Genomic DNA, 19606 nt, shown 5'->3' with positions numbered 1-19606 from the left:
TACAGGTGAACCCGAAAGTCTCTCCCGACCGCGCCTTCGGCGCGCCGCCACGACCGGAGCGGCGTCTCTGGCGCTCGTACTGACGATCGTGGCCCGAGGCGTGCGCCCCGCGGGATACTCCCCTTCGCTCTGGCGAGTCTAGCCGATGGCCGATCGGATGCCGCGTTCGCGTCCCCAGCGCACAGCGGTGCCGCAGCTCCACGGCGAGCGGATGCCGCGGGCCGAACGAGCCCGGAAATGCCGAATGCCCTCGCCGGAGCGAGGGCATTCGATGCGTTGTGACCCCAGCGGGATTTGAACCCGCGCTGCCGCCGTGAGAGGGCGGTGTCCTAGGCCGCTAAACGATGGGGCCGAATCGACAACTTGAAGAGTATGACACAGCCGCCGGGCTGCCGCAAAATCGGGGCCGCCGCGGCATCCGCCGTCTCATCAGGCGAAGACGGAGAGCGCGCCGGGCACCACTGCGACGTCGATCGGGAGCGTGCCGATACGCTCTCCGTCGGCGTACGCGACGATGTCGTCGGCGTCGATCGTCACCCGCTCAGCCCGGACGAACTCGACCGCCGGGTGGTCGACGTGCTCCCCCGCGAACACCTTGGGGAACACCCTGAGCAGGCCGATGCGCGAGAGCGGGTGGACGATGAACACGTCGAGGAGGCCGTCGGCGAGGTCCGCGTGGGGCACGATGCGCATGCCGCCGCCGAGCGAGGCGTTGTTCGCGACCGATACGAGCATGGCGCGCTGCTCGCGGCGCACCCCGTCGATGGTGATCGCGTACGTGCGGGGCCGGAAGGTGGCCAGTTCGCGCACCAGGGCCAGCGTGTACCGGCTGGGACCGCGGGGCCGGGTCATCCGGTTCGCGCGCTCGTTCACGACGGCGTCGAATCCCGTGGAGACCACGCACGCGAACCACGTGCTCAGCTCGCCGTGGCGGATCATGCCCGCGTCGATCACGCGAGGCTCCCGCGCGAGTGCGGCGACGAGGGCGTCCGTGGCCGCCGCCGGGTCGTCGTACGGCAGGCCGAGGCCCCGCGCGAGGTCGTTGCCCGTGCCGGCCGCGACGATGCCGAGCGGCACGCCCGTCTGCGCGACGAGGTTCGCTCCGAGCGAGACCATGCCGTCGCCGCCCACCACGACGAGGCCGTCGATGCCGCCCTGCGCGAACGCCGACTCCGTCTCGCGGCGGAGCAGCTCGAAGTTGGCCTCGCGGAGCATCGACACGTCGTGCCCCTCGTCGATGAGTCGCTCGGCGACCGCCGGTCCGACCGCGCGGTTCCGGCCGAACGAGGCGGCCGGATTGACGGCGAGCAGAAGGCGCCGGGGGGCTCGATGCATGGAGCGATTCTGGCAGGCGCTCGGGCTTGCGCGCCGCCCGACGGGCGGTGTTGGCTCGACGCATGCGACTCACGAAGCTCGAACACGCCGCACTCGTCGTCGAGGACTCGGGTGACAGGCTGTACGTCGACCCCGGCAAGTTCACGACCCCCATCACCGAGTCGGCCGGCACCGTCGCCGTCGTCGTCACCCACCAGCACGACGATCACTGGACGCCCGAGCAGCTCGGGCGCATCGTCGCCGCGAACCCCGACGTGCGGATCCTCGGTCCGGCGGGCGTCGCGGCCGCGGCATCCGACTTCGCCGTCGAGACGGTGGCCGCGGGCGACGAGGTGGACGTCGGCCCCTTCCGGTTGCGGTTCTTCGGCGGGCGCCACGCCCAGATCCACCCGTCGATCCCGATCATCGACAACCTCGGCGTGCTCGTGAACGATGCCCTCTCCTACGCCGGCGACTCGTTCGCGGTGCCCGAGGGCGTGGCGGTCGACGTGCTCGCGGCGCCGGCGAACGCGCCGTGGATGAAGATCAGCGAGGTGATGGACTACATCATCGCGGTCGCGCCGCGGCGCGCGTTCCCCACGCACGAGATGCTGCTGTCGCGAGCCGGCAAGGACCTCGCGAACGCGCGGCTCCGATGGGCGACCGAGCAGGGCGGGGGCGAGTACCTGCCGCTCGAGCCGGGCGACGCGATCGACTTCTGACACGCCGATGCGTCGACGCCCCGCCGGGACGGACCCGGCGGGGCGTCATGCGCGGTCGGCGGTCGGTCAGCCCGGCCCGGGTCCGCCGCCGTTGTTGCCGTTGCCGTTGCCGTTCCCGTTGCCATTGCCGTTGCCGCCGTCACCGCCGTCGCCGTCGGTGGGTTCGCCGCTCTCGGCGGGCGCGGGGGCCGGGACGGTGCCGCTGCGCGGCGCGACCGGGCCGAGCCCCGCCTCCGTGAACGGGTCGCCGCCGTACTTCGCCGCCGCGACCGACATCACGGCGGGCCACATGCGGTGACGAGCCGTCGCGGCCTGCCCGCTCGCGAATGAGATCCCGCGCTGGTTCGCCGAGCCGTTCACGCTCACGACGGCGGCGACCGTCGCCACCTTCGAGCTCGCCCCGCACATCCAGGTGTCCTTCGCCCCGTCGGTGGTGCCCGTCTTGCCGATGAGCGGCACGCGCGGCGAGGTGGCGCCATACGATGCCGTCGCCGTGCCGCCGGTCATCACGCGACCCATCGCGTAGTGCATGGCGGCGGCCACCTCGGGCGACACCGACTGCGTGCAGGTGCTGACGGGCGGCGGGATCTCCGCGCCGTCCCGTCCCACGATGCGGTCGATCGCGATCGGCGAGCAGGTGAGCCCGTTGTTGGCGATGCCGGCGAACGCGACCGCCATGCTGAGCGGGGCGACCTCGTTCGTGCCGATCACCGATGACGGGCCCTGCACGAGCGGATCGCCATCGGCCCGGTGCACGCCGAACGCCTCGGCGGTCTGCCGGATGCCGCACAGGTCGAGCTGCTTCGCCATGCCGATGAAGCCCGTGTTGATCGATCCGATGGTCGACTCCAGCGCGCTGTAGTTGCCACCCGACTCGTTGGCGTCGTTCCGCGGGTTCCAGTTGCCCGCGTAGTGGGGCCCGAGGCAGCTGTCCTGGAACACGCCCCAGTTGCTCTTCGGCCGGGAGTCGACCCGATCGGCCAGTCCGTGTCCCGTCCTCAGCCACTCGGCCAGCGTGAACACCTTGTACGAGGAGCCGGGTTGGAACCCGCTCGAGCCGCCGTAATCGTAGTCGGTGTTGTAGTTGATGCTCGTAAACTGCGGGCCGGTCGAGAGCACCGCCGGGTCCTGGCTGTACGTGCGGTTCTGGGCCATCGCGAGCACCCGCCCGGTGCCGACCTGGACGCTCGAGATCACGCCGCCCACGTCCCACCCCGGATAGGTCTGCGGCACGTGCTGCCCGATGGCGTTCTCGGCTGCCATCTGCAGGTCGAGGTCGAGCGTCGTGTAGACCTCGTATCCGCCGCGGCGGAAGTTCAGCATCCGGGTCTCCGCGTCCTCGCCGAAGATCGGGTCGTTCTGCAGGATGTTCTTCACGTAGTCGCAGAAGTACGCGCTGCCGCCGGCCGTCTGGCATCCGGTGCTCGGTTCGGTGATCGCGGGCTGCACGGGCGTCGCGACGGCCGCATCGAACTCCGCCTGCGTGATCTTCCGCTGCTCGAGCATGCTCGTGAGGATGTAGTTGCGCCGTGCGGTGTTCTCGGCGTACCCGTTGGCGGCGCCGTTCGTCTCGCTGTCGGGCTTGTCGAGCTGGAACTTGGCCGGGTTGTTGACGATGGCCATCAGCGATGCCGCCTGCGCGAGCGAGAGGTTCGCTGCCGTGGTGCTGTAGTAGTAGTTGGCGGCGGCCTCGATGCCGTACACCGTGCCGCCGAATCCGGCGATGTTCAGGTAGCCGAGCAGGATCTCGTTCTTCGTGTAGCGCTTCTCGACGCCGATCGCGAGGCGCATCTCCTTGAGCTTGCGGTCGATCGTGGTCTCGGTGACCGTGTCGTAGCAGCCGAGCCGCTCCTCCTCGACGAGCGCATGCCGCTGGTCGCCGGTGAGCGCGACCCGCTCCTCCTCGCTGAGGTCCTCGAGTGCGGTGACGTCGGCCATCCGCTCGCACTCCTGGACTCGCACGTTCTTCACGTACTGCTGCGCGATGGACGAGCCGCCCTGCGTCTCGCGGCCGGTGGCGGTCGTGACCGCCGCTCGCACGGTGCCCTGGATGTCGATACCGCCGTGATCGTAGAAACGGGGGTCCTCGCCGGCGATCGCGGCGTCCTTCACGTACTGGCTGATCGCATCCCAGCCGACCTCGACCCGGTTCTGGTCGTAGAACGACGCGAGCAGCACCGGCACCCCGTCGGAGCGGGTGGCGTAGATGTTGCTCTTCTCGGACAGCTCGCCGATCTCGAGGTAGCCGGGCAGGTTCTCGAACATCCCGATGGTGCCGGATGCCGCGATGCCGACGGTGGCGATCGCGGGCGTCACCCCGACGACGACGAGGGTGGCAGCCGCCGCACTCGCCGCGACGAGTCCGATGAATCCGCCGACGACGCCGAGGGGCGTGCGGGTCTCCGCGAAGTCGCGATTCCGCATGTTCCGGACGACCATGCATTCACCCCCGAAGCCCGCGATCGTGCGGGTGACGCGGTGCCCGGAAGGGCGAGCACCATGTTGCTCCGATCACCATGGAACCTCAGCATGCCGCTCGTGTCCAGACTTGGCCGGGACATCCGGCCCCGTGTCCCGGAACGGCGTGGCTACGCGGCCTCGGCGAGGAACGGCTGGTGCCGATATCCGCTCTCGTCCAGGATGGCCACGGTGGACTCGGGAACCTCGACGAAGGCGCCCGGCAGGTCGTTGAGCGGCTCCGAGACGACCACCCGAGCACGGCGGCCGAAGATCTTCAGGCGCTCGATGTCGGGGTACATCTCGCGCAGCGTGTCGATGTCAACGGAATGGAACAGCGACCGCGACATCCCCTGGGTGGAATAGCGGAACGCCCAGATGGTCGCGCCGTCGGCGAGCGCGATCGTGCCCTGCATCGGGAACCGGATGCCGTGCTCGCGGCCGACGGACTCCACCATCTGGACCGCCCTCGTGATGCCGCCGATCGGGTCGTCCTGCAGACCGAGCGTGAGGGCGAGGTGGAAGATCACCTCGGAGTCGGTGGTGCCGTGGATGTGCGGGTACAGCGACGGATCGACCGCGAACGTGAGGTCGCGCTTCATCTTGGCGAAGTCCCCGAGGAAGCCGTTGTGCATGAACATCCAGTTCTCGTAGCGGAACGGATGGCAGTTCGTCTGCTGGATCGGCGGTCCGCCCGCCGCGCGCACGTGGCTGAAGAACAGCGGGCTCTCGATCGCCTGCGTGAGCTCGCGCAGGTTCTCGTCGTTCCACGCGGGCTCCGTGCTGTGGAACAGCGCCGGACGGCTGCCGGCCACCGATTCGCGCGGATACCAGCCGAACCCGAAGCCGTCGCCGTTCACGGTCTCGGCGCCGAGCGGCGAATTGAGCGACTGCTTCACGAGCGAGTGCTGTGCGTCGAGGATCACCGTCGACGGTTGGAGCGGTTCACCGGAGTACGCGAGCCATCGGCACATGTTTCATCTCCCTGCACGTCGGCGCCGGCGGGGCGGAACGCGAGCGGCGCTGCAGCCACATGGTAGCCGCGTCCCCGCGCGAGGGCATCGAATCGTGCCGATCGTCAGCGCCCATTTCTGGGGGCATCGGATGCCCCGACTCCCCGCCTACCATGTGTTCACCGCGACCGTCGGGCCATTCGCATCCATCGTCCGGCCGCGGTCCTCGAGCCCAACACCCAAGGGAACGAGGGGCCCCGACCTCATTCTCCGGGTGGGGGTCCCTCGCTTGGGGTGCGGGCGCTGGGGGCCATCCTCTGCGCTGCTGGAGCGGCCGTGCTCGCGCCGACGACGGTGGCGTCATTGCGGCCGCGCGCGGCTCGGAGTACCTTCCGTCGCATGGACCCGGTGTCGTGGGTCATCCTCGGCGCGGTGATCGTGCTCTCCGCGGTCGGCGTCGTGCTGTGGAACCGCTTCGGGCAGCGACTCGCCCGCAGGAAGACGGTGGACGAGACCGCGGCAGAGGTGCGCGAGGCCCGCCTCAGCGCCGAACGGCGCTTGCGCGACTCGAAGGATGCGGGGAGGGACGGCGGGCGGTACGACAACGGACGGATCTGAGCCGTTCAGTCGTGAGGAGACGTCGCCGAGGAAATCGCCGAGGAAACGGAGAAGACCCGCGATATCTCGCGGGTCTTGCGCTGGGGTACCTGGACTCGAACCAAGAACAACTGAACCAGAATCAGCCGTGTTGCCAATTACACCATACCCCAATGGCCTGGAACCGAAGCCCCGGGCCGACATGCAACTCTAGCCTACGCATCGCACCCCGACCAAACTGAGCGGACCTCGGAGGGAAGGGCCCGTGTCGCGCTAGCCGAGGCGCCCGGCGAGCCGGTCGATGCGCTCGAGCGAGTCGATCTTGCCGAGGATCTGCATCGACTCGAAGAGCGGCGGCGACACGCGGCGTCCGGAGATCGCGGTGCGCACCGGCCCGAACGCGACCCGCGGCTTGAGCCCGAGTCCGTCGATGAGGGCGCCGCGCAGCGCCTCCTCGATCTGGTCGTGCGTCCACGCGTCGGCGGGCAGCCGGTCGAGCGCCTCACGGGCGGAGTCGAGCACCGTGGCGGTGTCGGCGGGCAGGGCGGCGAGGGCGTCGTCGTCGTACGCGAGGCCCGCGGCATCCGTGAACAGGAAGCCCAGCATGCCCGGCGCCTCGCCGAGCAGCCCGATGCGCTCCTGCACGAGCGGGGCGGCCTCGACGAGCACGGCCTCCTGCGCGGCGCTGATCGGCGTCTCGACGGCACCGGCGGCCTGGAGGTAGGGCACGGTGCGCGCCGCGAACTCGCCGACCTCGAGCTGGCGCACGTGGTCGCCGTTGATCGCCTCGGCCTTCTTCAGGTCGAAGCGCGCGGGGTTCGGGTTGACGTCCTCGACGTCGAATGCCGCCACGAGCTCGTCGCGGCTGAACACGTCGCGGTCGGCGGAGAACCCCCAGCCGAGCAGCGCGAGGTAGTTGACGAGGCCCTCGGGGATGAACCCCCGATCGCGGTGGTGGAAGAGGTTGGACTCGGGGTCGCGCTTGGAGAGCTTCTTGTTGCCCTCCCCCATGACGTAGGGCAGGTGCCCGAAGCGGGGCACGAAGGTGGTCGCGCCGATGTCGATGAGCGCGTGGTAGAGCGCGATCTGCCGCGGCGTCGACGAGAGCAGGTCCTCGCCGCGAAGCACGTGCGTGATGCCCATCAGCGCATCGTCGACGGGATTGACGAGCGTGTAGAGGGGCGCGCCGTTGGGACGCACGACCACGAAGTCGGTCGTGCCGCCGAGCGGGAAGTCGATGCGGCCGCGCACGAGGTCGTCGAAGCCGAGGTCGACCTCGGGCACCCTGAGGCGCAGCGCCGGCCGGCGACCCTCGGCGCGGAACGCCGCGCGCTGCTCGTCGGTGAGGTCGCGGTCGAAGTTGTCGTAGCCGAACTGCTTCGGTCGCCCGGCGGCCTCGTTGCGGGCGTCGATCTCGTCGGCCGTCGAGTAGCTCTCGTAGACGTGGCCGGCGGCCTTCAGCCGCTCGACCACGTCGACGTAGATCCCGCCGCGCTGCGACTGGCGGTAGGGCTCGTGCGGACCGCCGATGCCGATGCCCTCGTCCCAGTCGAGGCCCAGCCAGGTGAGCGCGTCGAGGAGCTGCTCGTAGCTCTCCTCGCTGTCGCGCGCGGCATCCGTGTCCTCGATGCGGAAGACGAAGGTGCCCCCCGTGTGCCGGGCGTAGGCCCAGTTGAAGAGCGCGGTGCGCACGAGGCCGACGTGCGGCGTGCCGGTGGGCGAGGGGCAGAAGCGGACGCGCACATCGGTGCCGGTCGCGGACGTGGTGGGGTGGGCTGTCTCGGACATACGCGTCCATGCTATCGACCGGGGCGCGTCCGACGCGCCGCGTCGGGTGGGGCGACGTCAGCCGGCGGCGAGCGACTCGAGGGCCGCGATGGTCGCGCCCACCGCGGGCACGCGCTCCGCGCCCCGTGCCGTCACGAGGTGCAGCGAGCGCACGTCGCTCCGTGCGGTCGGGCGGGTCACGACGCCCGGATGCCGCGGCGAGGCGGCCAGCGCGAGTGCGGGCAGCAGCGCCACGCCGAGCCCCTGCGCCACCATCCCCTCGACGGCCACGAAATTGTCGGTCTCGAAGGCGATGCGCGGCGTGAACCCGGCGGTCGCCGCGAGCTCGAGCAGGTGGCCGCGACAGCGGGGGCATCCGGCGATCCACGGGTCGTCGCCGAGCGCGGCGAGGTCGACCACGTCGGACTCCGCCGCGGGATGCCCGGCGGGAAGCACGAGCCGGATGGGCTCATCGCCGAAGGCGCGGACGTCGAGGCCGCGGGCGCTGGCCCGGTGTGGATCATCGCGATCGCCCGGGTAGCTGAAGGTGATGGCGAGGTCGGCCCGGTCGGCGCGCACGGCGGCGACGGCCTCGGGCGGCTCAGCCTCGACGTACGTGACGGCGACGCCCGGGTGAGCGGCGCCGAGCGCGGCGATGAGCCTCGGCACGAGCGTCGCCGACGCCGAGGGGAATGCGATGAGCCGCACCCGGCCGGCACGCAGGCCGCGGATCTCGGCGAGCTCCCCCGCGGCGGCCTCGATCGCGGTCGCCACGGCGTTCGCATGGCGGGCCAGCACCCGGCCCGACTGGGTGAGCCGGATGCCCCGGCCGACCCGCTCGACGAGCGCGATGCCGGTGCGCTCCTCGAATCGGCGCAGCTGCTGGCTCACCGCGGGCTGGCTGTAGCCGAGGGCCTCGGCCGCGGCGGTGAGCGAACCGTGCTCGGCGACCTGGCGCACGACCCGCACGGTCTGCAGGTCGAGTGCGGCCGCGAGACCCTCGATGGACGCGTCGGACATGCGTGAATCATAACGCCACGGCATGGATATGATCACTCACCTGCCGTTGTCGAATGGATCGCACGCGCGGAGACTGGTGGCATGTCCTCCCTCCGTGACCGATTCGCCGCCGGGCGCGGCTACCTCGCCGCCTGCACGCTCGGCCTCCCCGCCGACGTCACGCGTGAGGCGCTGCGCCTCGACCTCGAGCGCTGGGCGACGGGCACCGCGGCGGCGTCCGAGTACTCGGCGGCCCTCGAGCGTGCCCGCGGTCACGCCGCGACATTGCTCGGCGTCGATCCCGCGCGGGTCGCCACGGGATCGCAGGTCTCCGTGTTCGCGGGACTCGCCGCGGCATCCGCCCCGGCCGGCGCGGAGGTGGTCTGCGTCGACGGCGACTTCTCCTCGGTCGTCGGCCCGTTCCTCGCGCGGGGCGACCTCCGCGTGCGCCACGTGCCGCTGGCCGACCTCGCCGATGCGATCGGCCCCGACACCTGGATGGCGTCGTACTCGCTCGTGCAGTCCGCCACGGGCGACGTGGCCGACGCGGCATCCGTGGCCGAGGCCGCGCGCGCCGTCGACGCGCGGGTGCTGGTCGACACCACGCAGGCCACCGGATGGCTGCCGACCACCGACCTCGAGGCCGACCTCATCGTCTGCCACGCCTACAAGTGGCTGTGCGCCCCGCGCGGGGCGGCGTTCGCGGCGCTCTCGCCGCGCGCGCTCGCCGAGATCACGCCGCTCACCGCGGGATGGTACTCGGGCACCGATCCGTGGGCGTCGTGCTACGGCCCCGACCTGCACCTCGCCGACGATGCGAGCCGATTCGACGTCTCCCCCGCCTGGCACGCGTGGGTCGGTGCGGAGGCCGCCCTCGGATTCGCCGCCGCACTCGATGCCGAAGACGTGCGCGCCCACTCGGTCGGCCTTGCGAACGCCTTCCGGGAGCGCATCGGCATGGCACCGTCGGACAGCGCGATCGTCACCTGGCCCGACGCCGACGGCGCGGAGCTGGCGGCACTCGGCGCCGCCGGCATCACCGCGTCGGGCCGCGCCGGGCGCGCCCGGCTGGCGTTCCACCTCTGGAACGACGACGAGGACGTCGACCTCGCCGCGACGACGCTCGGTCGCTGAGCGGGCGGATGCGGCGGCGGCACGCCGCTCGCCCCGCCCGAGGCGTGACGCCGCCGTCGCTCAGCGCGGGCCGCGCACCGGGTTCGAGAGCGTGCCGAGGCCCGAGACCGTGACCTCGACGGTGTCGCCGTCGACGATCGGGCCGACGCCCGCCGGGGTGCCCGTGAGGATCACGTCGCCCGGGAGCAGCGTGAACACGCTCGACGCATAGGCCACGATCGCCGGGATCGAGTGCACCATGTCGGCGAGGCGGCCCTCCTGGCGGCGTTCGCCGTTCACGCTCGCCTCGATCGTGCCGCCCTCGAGGTCGAGGTCCGTGTCGATCACCGGGCCGAGCGGGCAGAACGTGTCGAAGCCCTTGGCCCGGGTCCACTGACCGTCGCGCTGCTGCAGGTCGCGCGCGGTCACGTCGTTCGCGATCGTGTAACCGAAGATCACGTTCGCGGCATCCGCCTCGGCGACGTGCTTCGCGATCCGCCCGATGACGACGGCGACCTCGCCCTCGTGCTCGACGCGGTCGCTCTGCACCGGGAGCACGATCGGCTCGCCGGGCCCGATCACCGAGGTGTTCGGCTTGAGGAAGAGCAACGGTTCCGCCGGCGCCTCGCCGCCCATCTCGGCGGCGTGCTCGCGGTAGTTCTTCCCGACCGCCACGATCTTCGAACGCGGGATGACCGGCGCGAGCAGCTTGACCTCGCCGAGCGGAACCCGCTCCCCCGTCGGCTCGTACCCCGCGAACATCGGGTCGGCCTTGAGGACCACGAGCTCGTCCTCCTCCTCGTCGACGATGCCGAATGCGATGGTGTCGCCGTGGGAGAAGCGCGCGATCTTCATGCGACCAGCCTACGGGGCGGCGCCGGAGGGCCCGGGCTCGCCGTCGGCGATCAGCCGCTTGCCGAGGCTCACCGCACGGTCGGGTTCGAAGCCGAGCGAGCGGTACCAGTCGATCACGCCCTGGTTCGTCGACCGCACCTGCAGGTTGAGCTTCGGGCAGCCCCGCTCGACGAGGAGCCGCTCGGCCTCCGCCATGATCGCCGCGCCCAGGCCCTCGCCGCGCCGCGACTCGTCGACCGCGAGGTAGTTCACCCACCCGCGATGCCCGTCGTAGCCGATCATGGCCGCGCCGACCACGGTCGGCGCACCGTCGACCGAGGCGTGCTCCGCGACGAGGAAGAGCTCGGGCTGCACCGTGAGCTTGCGCTCGATGTCGCGGTACGGGTCGTTCCACGGCACCACGAGCCCGGCGGCGCGCCAGAGCGCGACCACCGGCTCGGTGTCGTCACGGCGGAACGGCCGGATGACCGTGCCCGCCATCAGCCGTCGAGCCGGGTCATCCAGCCGTGGCGGTCCTCGACGCGTCCGTACTGGATGCCGGTGAGCTCCTCGCGCAACGAGAGCGCGAGCTCCGACGCGCCAGAGCCCGAGTGCACGATCTCGAAGTCCTCGGCGAGCAGCCGGCCGATGGGCGTGATCACGGCGGCCGTGCCGCACGCGAACGCGCCCACGATGTCGCCGGATGCCGCACCCTCGCGCCACTCGTCGATGGTCACCTTGCGGCTCTCGACCGTGTGGCCGCGGTCCTTCGCGAGCTGCAGCACCGAGTCGCGCGTGATGCCCTCGAGGATCGAGTCCGACTCGGGGGTCACGAGCGTGCCGTCGCGGTAGACGAGCACGACGTTCATGCCGCCGAGCTCCTCGAGGTACGTGCCCTCGTCGAGGAACAGCACCTGCTGGCATCCGTGCTCGGCAGCCTCGGACTGCGGCAGCAGGCTCGACGCGTAGTTGCCGCCGGTCTTCGCCGCACCCGTGCCGCCCTTGCCGGCGCGCGCGTACTTCGTGGAGAGCCAGATCGAGACGGGCTGCACGCCGCCGTGGAAGTAGGCGCCGGCGGGGCTCGCGATGAGGTAGTAGGCGACCTTCTTCGCGGGGCGCACGCCGAGGAACGCCTCCTTCGCGAACATGAACGGGCGAAGGTAGAGGCTCGTCTCGGGGGCCGTCGGCACCCAGGCGCCGTCGACGGCGATCAACTGGCGCAACGAGTCGATGAAGAACTCGCTCGGCAGCTCGGGCAGCGCGAGTCGCGCGGCCGAGCGCTGCATCCGTGCGGCGTTCTCGTAGGGGCGGAACGTCCAGATCGACCCGTCGGCGTGGCGGTAGGCCTTCAGCCCCTCGAAGATCTCCTGGGCGTAGTGCAGCACCGCGGCCGATGGCTCGAGCTGGATCGGGCCGTACGGCGAGACGCGGGGCCGGTGCCATCCGCCCTTCTCCGACCAGCACAGGTCGACCATGTGGTCGGTGAAGTGGTTGCCGAAGCCCGGGTCGGCGAGCACCGCGTCGCGCTCGGCGTCGCTCTTCGCCGCGTCGTTGCGGGTGACGTTCCAGGTGAGCCCGGCCGCGGATGGTGCCTGGAGCGGGAGGTTGATGGTCATGGTTTCCGTCCTTCGGATGCGCTGGTCAATCGTGTGCGCCGATGCGGGCGACGATCGCGTCGCCGACCTCGGAGGTCGAGCGTCTCATGTCACCGCGCTCGGCGATGTCGGCGGCGACCGCCCGCTGCACCTTCGCCGCCTGCTCGGGGTGACCCAGGTGGTCGAGCAGCAGGGCGACGGAGAGGATCGCGGCGGTGGGGTCGGCGATGCCCTTCCCGGCGATGTCGGGTGCCGAGCCGTGGACCGGCTCGAACATGCTCGGGAACCGGCCGTCGGGGTTGATGTTGCCCGAGGCCGCCAGGCCGATGCCGCCGCTGATCGCGCCGGCGAGGTCGGTGAGGATGTCGCCGAAGAGGTTGTCCGTGACGATGACATCGAATCTAGCAGGATCGGTGACGAGGAAGATGGTCGCGGCGTCGACGTGCAGGTAGTCGACCGCGACATCGGGATACTCGGCCGCGACGGCGTCGACCGTGCGCTTCCAGAGCGACCCGGCGAAGACGAGCACGTTGGTCTTGTGCACGAGCGTGAGCCGCTTGCGCGGGCGATCGGATGCCGCGGCGAACGCGTAGCGCACGACGCGCTCGACCCCGTAGGCGGTGTTCACCGAGACCTCGTTCGCGACCTCGGCCGGCGTGCCGACCCGGATCGCGCCGCCGTTGCCCACGTAGGGACCCTCGGTGCCCTCGCGCACGACGACGAAGTCGACCTCGCCCGGGTGGGCGAGCGGGCTGGATACGCCAGGATGCAGCACGGTCGGACGCAGGTTCACGTAGTGGTCGAGCTCGAACCGCAGCTTCAGCAGGAGTCCGCGCTCGATGTTCGCGCCGGCGAGCCTGGGGTCGCCGGGGACACCGCCCACCGCGCCGAGCAGGATCGCGTCGTGCTCCTTGATCGCGGCGAGGTCGTCGTCGGTCAGCACGTCGCCCGTCTCGAGGTAGCGCGCCGCGCCCAGGGAGAACGGCGTCTGCTCGAAGGCGACGTCGCTTCCGGCGACGGCCGCGTCGAGCGCCCTGAGCGCCTCGCCGACCACCTCGGGACCGATGCCGTCGCCCGGGATGACCGCGAGCCTGACCGTGCCTACCATGGATTCTCCTTCGTGCGCCAGCCCTCCCAGCGTACTGTCCGCTCGGGAGGCCGATCGATACACTCGGGCTCAGGACGAGGTATCCGCCTCATCGAACAGCGGCGCCCGAAGCCGCCGGAGAGAAAGCAGGACCCCCACCATGAGTCTCGGTCTCGGTATCGTGCTCTTCGTCATCGGCGCGATCCTCGCGTTCGCGCTGAATCTCGCCGTCGACTGGATCAACCTCCAGCTGGTCGGCTACATCCTCATGATCGCCGGCGCGATCATCATCATCCTGGGCATCGTCCTGCTGGCGCGTCGCCGCCGCTCGGTGACGACCTCGCACACGAGTGTGGACCCCGCCACGGGCGACCGGGTCGTGCGGAACGAGCACTCGGCTCCCGACGAGCCCAACGTGCTCTGAGCCGCATGCATCGAACGGCCGCCGCCCTCAGGAGGAGGGCGGCGGCCGCTCGTCCGTCGTACCCGCCTGCGTCGCTCCGACCTGCGTCGCGTCGACCTGCGTCGCGTCGACCTGCGTCGCCGTGCCCGTGATGCGGTGACGGAAGACCACGTACGTGTAACTCTGGTAGAGGAGCACCAGCGGGAAGCACACGGCGGCGACGACGGTCATCACCGTGAGCGCGTACTCACTCGACGCGGTGCCCGCGACGGTGAGGCTGTTCGCACCGCTGGTGCTCGAGACGAGCACGTCGGGGTGCAGAGCGGCGAAGAGGAATCCGACGGTCGCCCTCAGTGTGCTCTGCGAAACGAGATTCGGCAACCGTCGGCCGCGGTCGTCAGTCCGCTCGGGACGGCGCCGGATTGCGCAGCGCGATCGCCGCGACGACCGCGGCCGCGATCATCAGCGCGACGCCGATGAGGGAGGTCACCACGACTCCGCCGTCGAAGGCGCGGGCAGCGGATGCCGCGAGCTCGGCGCCGATCGACGGGGGCAGTTCCTCGGCGACGGTCATGGCGCCCGCGAGCGTCTCGCGCGCGGCATCCGCCTGTGGATGGGTGAGGACCGACGGCAGCGCGATGCCGGCCCGGAACTGCGCGGCGAGGATGCTGCCCAGCACCGCCGTGCCGAGCACGGCCCCGAGCTCGTAGGCGGTCTCGGACACCGCGGACGCCGCTCCGGCCTTCGCCGGCGGCGCGCTCGAGAGGATCAGCTCGTTCGAGACCGTCTCGGCGGCGCCGATGCCGACCCCGAGCAGCACGAAGGCGAGGATGATCGGGGCGATCGACCCCGAGTTCGCGCCGAGGGCGATCACGAGGTACCCGGCGGCCGAGAGGCCCAGCGCCACCGGCACGAGCAGTCGCGGGCGGATCCGACGGGCGATCGGCACGACCACGAGGCCGGCCGCGATCATGGCGACGAGGCCGGGCAGCAGTGCGAGTCCGGCCTCCACCGGGCTGAGCCCGGCGATGAGCTGCAGGTGCTGCGAGACGAAGTAGAGGAAGCCCACGAGCGCGACCACGCTCAGGAGGTTCACGAGCACGCCGCCGCCGAACGAGCCCAGGCGGAACAGTCGCACGTCGAGCATGGGCGAATCGCTGCGGAGCTGCCGCCGCACGAACCAGATCGCGCAGAACGTGCCGAGCACGATGGCCTGCACGCCGAACCCGTCGACGCCATCGGTCGCCAGCGACTTGACGCCGTAGACGATCGGCCCCATCGCCGCGAGCGACAGCACGATGCTCACGACGTCGATGCGGCCCGGCGCGGGGTCGCGGCTCTCGGGGATGAGCAGGGGCACGAGCACGAGCATCGGCACGAGCACCGGCACCGCGAGCAGGAACACCGAGCCCCAGGCGAAGTGCTCGAGCAGCAGGCCGCCGACGAGGGGACCGAGCGCACTGCCCGCCGCGAAGCCCGACGCCCAGATCGCGATGGCGAGGCGACGCTGCTCACGGTCGGTGAAGACCGCACGGAGCAGCGACAGCGTCGACGGCATCAGCATGGCCCCGAAGAAGCCGAGCGCCGCACGCGCGGCGATGAGCGACTCGGCGGTGGGCGCGAAGGCGGCCAGGACGGAGACCACGGCGAAACCGGTCGAGCCGATCAGCAGCAGCCTGCGGCGCCCGAACCGATCGCCCGCGCTGCCCATGCCGACGAGCAGCCCCGCCAGCACGAGCGGGTAGGCGTCGATGATCCAGAGCTGCTGCGCTGCCGTCGGCGCGAGGTCGCGTGAGATGGCGGGCAGGGCGAAGCTCAGCACGGTGTTGTCCACCGAGACGAGCAGCACCGGAAGCATCAGCACGACGAGGGCGAACCAGGCGCGTCGCGGCGCGCGCGACGGCCGACCCGGGTCGACGTGCGCGACGTGGTTCGTCGCGTGCTCGATCGGCTGGGTCGCGGGCTGCGTGGTGTTCGTCATCTCGGCTTCCATTACTGTACCGTCCAGCCGGTATAGTATCAGGTGGTGACCGGATGCCGCTCGCTACGATCGAGCACATGAGCCGCCCCCCAGCCGCACGCGACGCCGTGCTCGACGCGTTCGAGCAGATCCTCGTGCACGACGGCGAGCGCGCCGCCACCCTCGACGCCACGGCGCGCGCGGCCGGGGTGTCGAAGGGCGGGCTCCTCTACCACTTCGCCTCGAAGGACGCGCTGATCGACGGACTGATCGGGCGCCTCGACGCCCTCGTCGAGCACGACGTGCACGCCATCGAGACGGCCCCCGAGGGTCCCATCGCCTACTTCGTGCGTTCCTCGGTCGCGATGGCGCATCCGCTCGACCGCGCCGTGGTCGCCACCGCCCGGCTCGCGCAGGGGGGCAGCGCGGCCGCCGCACGAGCCATCCGCTCGGCGCGCGAGCGCTGGTTCGAGGCGATCGGCCGACACGTGGCCGACCCGACCGTCGCACTCGCGATCACCCTCATCGGCGACGGGCTCTACTACGACTCCGCGCTGCACGGCGACGACGACGAGCTCGGCGTCGACGCCCCGCGGGCGAACGAGATGGACGCCCTCGTGGCGCTGCTCGAACGACTCGCGACGGCGCCGCCGCCCACTACTCCTCGGTGATGTCGATCTCGACGAGCACGTCGGCCTCGATCGCCTCGCGCACCCGGTCGAGCACGTCGGACGGCACCGGGGAATCCACGGTGAGCACGCTGAGCGCCTGGCCGCCGGCCTCGCGGCGTGCGATCTGCATGCCCGCGATGTTGATGCCGGCGTCGCCGAACTCGCGGCCGTAGACCGCCACGATGCCCGGCCGGTCGGTGTACTGCATCACGATGTGGGTCGTCGCGATCGGCACCTCGATCTCGTAGCCGTTCACGCCGACGAGCTTCTCGATCTGCTTCGTGCCCGTGAGGGTGCCCGACACCGAGATCTGCCGACCGTCGGCGAGCGCGCCGGCGAGGGTGATCACGTTGCGGTACTCCGGCGAGTCGGAGTCGACGATCAGGCGCACGTCGATCCCGCGCTGCTCGGCGAGGAGCGGGGCGTTCACGTACGACACGGTCTCGCTCACGACGTTCGTGAACACGCCCTTCAGCGCGGCCAGCTTCAGCACGCTCACGTCGTAGTCGACGAGTTCGCCGTGCACCTCGACGTCGAGGCTGGTGATCGCGGCATCCGCAAGGCCCGCGAAGAGCTGGCCGAGCTTCTCGACCAGCGGGATGCCCGGACGCACGTAGGGGTCGATGACGCCACCGGCGACGTTGACCGCGTCGGGAACGAGCTCGCCGGCCAGCGCGAGGCGCACGGACCTCGCCACCGACACGCCCGCCTTCTCCTGTGCCTCGTCGGTCGACGCACCCAGGTGCGGCGTGACGATGACGTTCGGCAGTGCGAGCAGCGGGGACTCGCGCGGCGGCTCCGACACGAACACGTCGAGCCCGGCGCCGGCGATCGTGCGCGACGCGAGGGCCTCGTAGAGCGCGTCCTCGTCGATGAGGCCGCCGCGGGCGACGTTGACGACGTAGGCCGTCGGCTTCATCTTCGCGAGCTGCTCGGTCGAGATCATGCCGGTGGTCTCGGGCGTCTTCGGCATGTGGATCGTGATGAAGTCGCTGCGCTCGAGGAGCTCGTCGAGGCTCACCGTCTGCACGCCGAGCTGCTGCGCCCGGGCGGCGGTGATGTAGGGGTCGTACGCGATGACCTCCGTGCCGAACGCCTGGAGGCGAGCGGCGATGAGTGCGCCGATGCGGCCGAGTCCGATGATGCCGATGGTCTTCTCGTAGAGCTCGACGCCGGTGTAGTGCGACCGCTTCCACTCCCCCTGCGCCAGCGCGGAGTGCGCGGCCGGGATGTGCCGGGCGAGGCTCAGGATGTGGCCGACCGTGAGCTCGGCGGCCGAGATGATGTTCGAGGTCGGCGCGTTCACGACCATGACGCCCGCCGACGTGGCCGACTTGATGTCGACGTTGTCGAGCCCGACGCCCGCGCGCGCGATCACCTGGAGCTTCGGCGCGGCGGCGATCGCCTCGGCGTCGACCTTCGTCGCGGAACGCACGAGGATCGCGTTCGCGTCGGCGATCGCCTCGAGGAGCGCGGGACGGTCGGTGCCGTCGACGTTGCGGATCTCGAAGTCGGGCCCGAGGGCGTCGACGGTGGCGGGCGAGAGTTCTTCGGCGATCAGCACGACCGGCTTTGACACGAACGGTTCCTTCGGGGGCGAAGCGCGCGGAGGGCGCTCTGATGTGCGGTGGGATGCGCCACACGCCGTGGGGGCGCTACCCGGCCACTCTACTGGAGGGCGTATGCCCCCTCCGTTCTGTGACGACGCTGCCGTCACACGCCGGCGGGTCAGGAGAAGTCGATGCCGCCGAGCTCGAAGAGGGCCGCCAGGTCGAGGGTGATCGCCTGCACCACCGCGTAGCCGGTGAGGAAGAGCACGACCTGCACCACGGGGCCGCGGTGCCGGCCGAGCCAGAACGCGAGCGCGAACACGAGCAGCGGCACGACGAGGGCGGCGATGAGCAGGCCGAGCCCGATGCCCGCGAACGAGACGCCCAGGTCGCCCACCATGAGCGACATCCCGACGAGGTCGCGCACGGCCTCCCACACGTCGTAGGCGTAGAGCACGCCGAACAGCACGGCGATCGTCACGGCGAGCCAGAGCGGCGTCGCGGGCCTCGTCGCGGCGGTCGCCGGGGTCGCGTCGGTCACTCGGCCGTCGCCGTCGATGGGCGCGGATGCCTCGGTCATCTCAACCTCGCAGCAGGAACGGAACGGGCACGAGGAGCACGGCTCCCGCGAGCAGCCAGAGGAGCCTCGCTCGGCGGTGCTCGGCGGCGAGCCAGAGCACGGTGCCGAACCACAGCGCCGGAGCGGCCACCGCCAGCCAGCGGCCGAGCCCGTACATGAACTGGGCGACCGGGTCGGCCAGCTCGGGCGGGGGCGTGATCGCCCAGATCAGCCAGCCGATCGAGTAGAGCAGGTAGACGCCGCCGAGCACCCCGAGCATCACGAGCTCGGCCGAGCCGGCCTGCCGCGAGGCATCCGCGTCGTGTTCGACGGCGGTCGCGTCGCCGACGCCGGGCGCGGGCGTGGCGGCACCGCCGCCGCCGTCGGACCGTGCCGGGGCAGCGGATGCCGCGGCATCCGCCGGCGCACCGACGAGCGGTGCGGGGTTGCCGACGGTCTTCCACCCGGGCGCCAGGGTCGGATCGTCGTCGCCCTCCCACCGCAGCGCGTCGTCGTCGGGGTCGGGGCTCATGCGACCAGACTAGCGATCGAGCCGAGGCCCTGATCGTCGATTCGACGAGGGTTTCAATGGCCGGTCACCCGGAGGCGACGCTCAGCCAGGTCACGGTAGTCCTCGCCGGCTTCCGGCCCGCCCAGACCGGCGCGGCGCTCGGCCATGTCGCGGTAGGCGTCGCCCTCGACCGGTCCGCCGACGTTCGCGCGGCGCTCCGCCTGATCGAGGTACGGCGTGACCGCGGCTGCCTGGCCGCGGGCGATCTCCGCCCGGCGCTGGGCCAGGTCGAGGTACGCCGCGCGCTGCTCGGCGACCTGAGCGGCGGACATCCGATCGGAATCGGGTTCGGCGACCTGCCGTTGCCCGGCGCACGAGGAGAGGGCGAGCCCTGCCGAGGCCGCGAGCAGCCCGGCGGCGATGACGCGTTGGATGTTCTGCGTGGTGTTCATGACCGCAGGTTCGCCCGTGCGGGTATGGTCCGCCGGACGGATCGGTATGGAATGGGTATGGG

At 71.2% G+C, this 19606-nt stretch carries 20 protein-coding genes and 2 tRNA genes; 5 read left to right on the top strand and 17 right to left on the bottom strand.

Annotation, left to right across the window (positions count from 1 at the left end):
* Positions 1-279: 279 nt before the first annotated feature.
* Positions 280-352, bottom strand: a tRNA-Glu gene (locus EV187_RS08405).
* A 77-nt stretch (positions 353-429) separates the two neighbouring features.
* The gene (locus EV187_RS08400; RefSeq protein WP_130352621.1) at positions 430-1335 is read right to left on the bottom strand and encodes a diacylglycerol/lipid kinase family protein; all 906 of its coding nucleotides are present in this window, start codon (positions 1333-1335) and stop codon (positions 430-432) included.
* 62 nt (positions 1336-1397) lie between these two features.
* Between EV187_RS08400 and EV187_RS08395 the strand changes: the two genes are divergently transcribed.
* Complete coding sequence (locus tag EV187_RS08395) at positions 1398-2036, top strand: MBL fold metallo-hydrolase (RefSeq protein ID WP_130352620.1); 639 nt, start codon at positions 1398-1400, stop codon at positions 2034-2036.
* 66 nt (positions 2037-2102) lie between these two features.
* Here EV187_RS08395 and EV187_RS08390 read toward each other — a convergent pair whose 3' ends face one another.
* Both EV187_RS08390 and EV187_RS08385 read right to left on the bottom strand, forming a co-directional pair.
* Positions 2103-4475, bottom strand: a complete 2373-nt coding sequence (locus EV187_RS08390; RefSeq protein ID WP_130352619.1) for a transglycosylase domain-containing protein — start codon at positions 4473-4475, stop codon at positions 2103-2105.
* Between the two features lie 149 nt (positions 4476-4624).
* Entirely contained in the window at positions 4625-5467 is an 843-nt protein-coding gene (locus tag EV187_RS08385) for a class II glutamine amidotransferase (protein WP_130352618.1), read from the bottom strand.
* A gap of 378 nt (positions 5468-5845) precedes the next feature.
* Between EV187_RS08385 and EV187_RS08380 the strand changes: the two genes are divergently transcribed.
* Positions 5846-6064 carry a hypothetical protein gene (locus EV187_RS08380; protein WP_130352617.1) on the top strand — a complete coding sequence of 73 codons (219 nt, stop codon included), beginning with the start codon at positions 5846-5848 and terminating at the stop codon, positions 6062-6064.
* 80 nt (positions 6065-6144) lie between these two features.
* Here EV187_RS08380 and EV187_RS08375 read toward each other — a convergent pair.
* The 3 genes from EV187_RS08375 to EV187_RS08365 form a co-directional block, all read right to left on the bottom strand.
* A tRNA-Gln gene (locus EV187_RS08375) sits at positions 6145-6216 on the bottom strand.
* Positions 6217-6316: 100 nt separating this feature from the next.
* Positions 6317-7831, bottom strand: coding sequence for a glutamate--tRNA ligase (gltX, locus tag EV187_RS08370; RefSeq protein WP_130352616.1), 1515 nt, complete (start codon positions 7829-7831; stop codon positions 6317-6319).
* 57 nt (positions 7832-7888) lie between these two features.
* Complete coding sequence (locus tag EV187_RS08365) at positions 7889-8830, bottom strand: LysR family transcriptional regulator (RefSeq protein ID WP_242609505.1); 942 nt, start codon at positions 8828-8830, stop codon at positions 7889-7891.
* An 81-nt stretch (positions 8831-8911) separates the two neighbouring features.
* Here EV187_RS08365 and EV187_RS08360 point away from each other — a divergent pair, with 81 nt between their 5' ends.
* Entirely contained in the window at positions 8912-9943 is a 1032-nt protein-coding gene (locus tag EV187_RS08360; protein WP_130352614.1) for an aminotransferase class V-fold PLP-dependent enzyme, read from the top strand.
* A 60-nt stretch (positions 9944-10003) separates the two neighbouring features.
* Here the strand turns inward: EV187_RS08360 and EV187_RS08355 are convergent, their stop codons facing one another.
* From EV187_RS08355 to EV187_RS08340, 4 genes are read right to left on the bottom strand one after another with little or no spacing between them, the layout of a single operon-like run.
* Positions 10004-10777 (bottom strand): fumarylacetoacetate hydrolase family protein, encoded by a 774-nt coding sequence (locus EV187_RS08355; protein ID WP_130352613.1) that lies wholly within the window; start codon positions 10775-10777, stop codon positions 10004-10006.
* A gap of 9 nt (positions 10778-10786) precedes the next feature.
* Entirely contained in the window at positions 10787-11257 is a 471-nt protein-coding gene (locus EV187_RS08350; RefSeq protein WP_130352612.1) for a GNAT family acetyltransferase, read from the bottom strand.
* A complete protein-coding gene (locus tag EV187_RS08345; protein WP_130352611.1) occupies positions 11257-12372 on the bottom strand; it encodes a branched-chain amino acid aminotransferase in 1116 nt (371 codons plus the stop codon). Before EV187_RS08345 ends, EV187_RS08350 begins: the two co-directional genes overlap by 1 nt.
* Before the next feature lie 25 nt (positions 12373-12397).
* Entirely contained in the window at positions 12398-13459 is a 1062-nt protein-coding gene (locus EV187_RS08340; protein ID WP_130352610.1) for a 3-isopropylmalate dehydrogenase, read from the bottom strand.
* Between the two features lie 139 nt (positions 13460-13598).
* Here EV187_RS08340 and EV187_RS08335 point away from each other — a divergent pair, with 139 nt between their 5' ends.
* On the top strand, positions 13599-13862 hold the full coding sequence (locus tag EV187_RS08335; RefSeq protein ID WP_130352609.1) for a DUF6458 family protein: 264 nt from the start codon (positions 13599-13601) through the stop codon (positions 13860-13862).
* Between the two features lie 27 nt (positions 13863-13889).
* On the opposite strand, the gene EV187_RS08330 is transcribed toward EV187_RS08335, so the two are convergent.
* Entirely contained in the window at positions 13890-14222 is a 333-nt protein-coding gene (locus EV187_RS08330; RefSeq protein WP_207221787.1) for a cytochrome d ubiquinol oxidase subunit II, read from the bottom strand.
* Positions 14223-14238: 16 nt separating this feature from the next.
* Positions 14239-15822: an MFS transporter gene (locus EV187_RS08325; RefSeq protein ID WP_130352607.1), complete on the bottom strand. Its 1584-nt coding sequence runs from the start codon at positions 15820-15822 to the stop codon at positions 14239-14241.
* A 77-nt stretch (positions 15823-15899) separates the two neighbouring features.
* Here EV187_RS08325 and EV187_RS18865 point away from each other — a divergent pair, with 77 nt between their 5' ends.
* The gene (locus EV187_RS18865) at positions 15900-16472 is read left to right on the top strand and encodes a TetR/AcrR family transcriptional regulator (protein ID WP_130352606.1); all 573 of its coding nucleotides are present in this window, start codon (positions 15900-15902) and stop codon (positions 16470-16472) included.
* Here EV187_RS18865 and serA read toward each other — a convergent pair.
* The 4 genes from serA to EV187_RS08300 all read right to left on the bottom strand — a co-directional run bounded on the left by serA (position 16459) and on the right by EV187_RS08300 (position 19544).
* Positions 16459-18051: a phosphoglycerate dehydrogenase gene (gene serA / locus EV187_RS08315; protein WP_130352605.1), complete on the bottom strand. Its 1593-nt coding sequence runs from the start codon at positions 18049-18051 to the stop codon at positions 16459-16461. The genes EV187_RS18865 and serA overlap by 14 nt on opposite strands.
* Positions 18052-18200: 149 nt before the next feature.
* Positions 18201-18602 (bottom strand): hypothetical protein, encoded by a 402-nt coding sequence (locus EV187_RS08310; protein ID WP_130352604.1) that lies wholly within the window; start codon positions 18600-18602, stop codon positions 18201-18203.
* Position 18603: 1 nt separating this feature from the next.
* Positions 18604-19113 carry a DNA polymerase III subunit gamma/tau gene (locus tag EV187_RS08305; protein WP_130352603.1) on the bottom strand — a complete coding sequence of 170 codons (510 nt, stop codon included), beginning with the start codon at positions 19111-19113 and terminating at the stop codon, positions 18604-18606.
* Positions 19114-19166: 53 nt separating this feature from the next.
* On the bottom strand, positions 19167-19544 hold the full coding sequence (locus EV187_RS08300) for a hypothetical protein (protein WP_130352602.1): 378 nt from the start codon (positions 19542-19544) through the stop codon (positions 19167-19169).
* Positions 19545-19606 lie beyond the last annotated feature (62 nt).

It is taken from the genome of Agromyces ramosus (genome assembly GCF_004216665.1).
Lineage (GTDB): Bacteria > Actinomycetota > Actinomycetes > Actinomycetales > Microbacteriaceae > Agromyces > Agromyces ramosus.
Note: the sequence above shows the minus strand (reverse complement) of the source record. Positions and strands in the feature narration are given on the sequence as shown.

Excerpts from the sequence above, each read along its gene's own strand:
- EV187_RS08300 (WP_130352602.1), bottom strand. The coding sequence starts at position 19,544 with ATGAACACCACGCAGAACATCCAACGCGTCATCGCCGCCGGGCTGCTC.
- EV187_RS08385 (WP_130352618.1), bottom strand. The coding sequence starts at position 5,467 with ATGTGCCGATGGCTCGCGTACTCCGGTGAACCGCTCCAACCGTCGACG.
- EV187_RS18865 (WP_130352606.1), top strand. The coding sequence starts at position 15,900 with ATGAGCCGCCCCCCAGCCGCACGCGACGCCGTGCTCGACGCGTTCGAG.
- EV187_RS08400 (WP_130352621.1), bottom strand. The coding sequence starts at position 1,335 with ATGCATCGAGCCCCCCGGCGCCTTCTGCTCGCCGTCAATCCGGCCGCC.
- EV187_RS08360 (WP_130352614.1), top strand. The coding sequence starts at position 8,912 with ATGTCCTCCCTCCGTGACCGATTCGCCGCCGGGCGCGGCTACCTCGCC.
- gltX (WP_130352616.1), bottom strand. The coding sequence starts at position 7,831 with ATGTCCGAGACAGCCCACCCCACCACGTCCGCGACCGGCACCGATGTG.
- EV187_RS08365 (WP_242609505.1), bottom strand. The coding sequence starts at position 8,830 with ATGTCCGACGCGTCCATCGAGGGTCTCGCGGCCGCACTCGACCTGCAG.
- EV187_RS08350 (WP_130352612.1), bottom strand. The coding sequence starts at position 11,257 with ATGGCGGGCACGGTCATCCGGCCGTTCCGCCGTGACGACACCGAGCCG.
- EV187_RS08325 (WP_130352607.1), bottom strand. The coding sequence starts at position 15,822 with ATGACGAACACCACGCAGCCCGCGACCCAGCCGATCGAGCACGCGACG.
- EV187_RS08345 (WP_130352611.1), bottom strand. The coding sequence starts at position 12,372 with ATGACCATCAACCTCCCGCTCCAGGCACCATCCGCGGCCGGGCTCACC.
- EV187_RS08335 (WP_130352609.1), top strand. The coding sequence starts at position 13,599 with ATGAGTCTCGGTCTCGGTATCGTGCTCTTCGTCATCGGCGCGATCCTC.
- EV187_RS08340 (WP_130352610.1), bottom strand. The coding sequence starts at position 13,459 with ATGGTAGGCACGGTCAGGCTCGCGGTCATCCCGGGCGACGGCATCGGT.
- EV187_RS08380 (WP_130352617.1), top strand. The coding sequence starts at position 5,846 with ATGGACCCGGTGTCGTGGGTCATCCTCGGCGCGGTGATCGTGCTCTCC.
- EV187_RS08310 (WP_130352604.1), bottom strand. The coding sequence starts at position 18,602 with ATGACCGAGGCATCCGCGCCCATCGACGGCGACGGCCGAGTGACCGAC.
- EV187_RS08395 (WP_130352620.1), top strand. The coding sequence starts at position 1,398 with ATGCGACTCACGAAGCTCGAACACGCCGCACTCGTCGTCGAGGACTCG.
- EV187_RS08355 (WP_130352613.1), bottom strand. The coding sequence starts at position 10,777 with ATGAAGATCGCGCGCTTCTCCCACGGCGACACCATCGCATTCGGCATC.
- EV187_RS08390 (WP_130352619.1), bottom strand. The coding sequence starts at position 4,475 with ATGGTCGTCCGGAACATGCGGAATCGCGACTTCGCGGAGACCCGCACG.
- EV187_RS08305 (WP_130352603.1), bottom strand. The coding sequence starts at position 19,113 with ATGAGCCCCGACCCCGACGACGACGCGCTGCGGTGGGAGGGCGACGAC.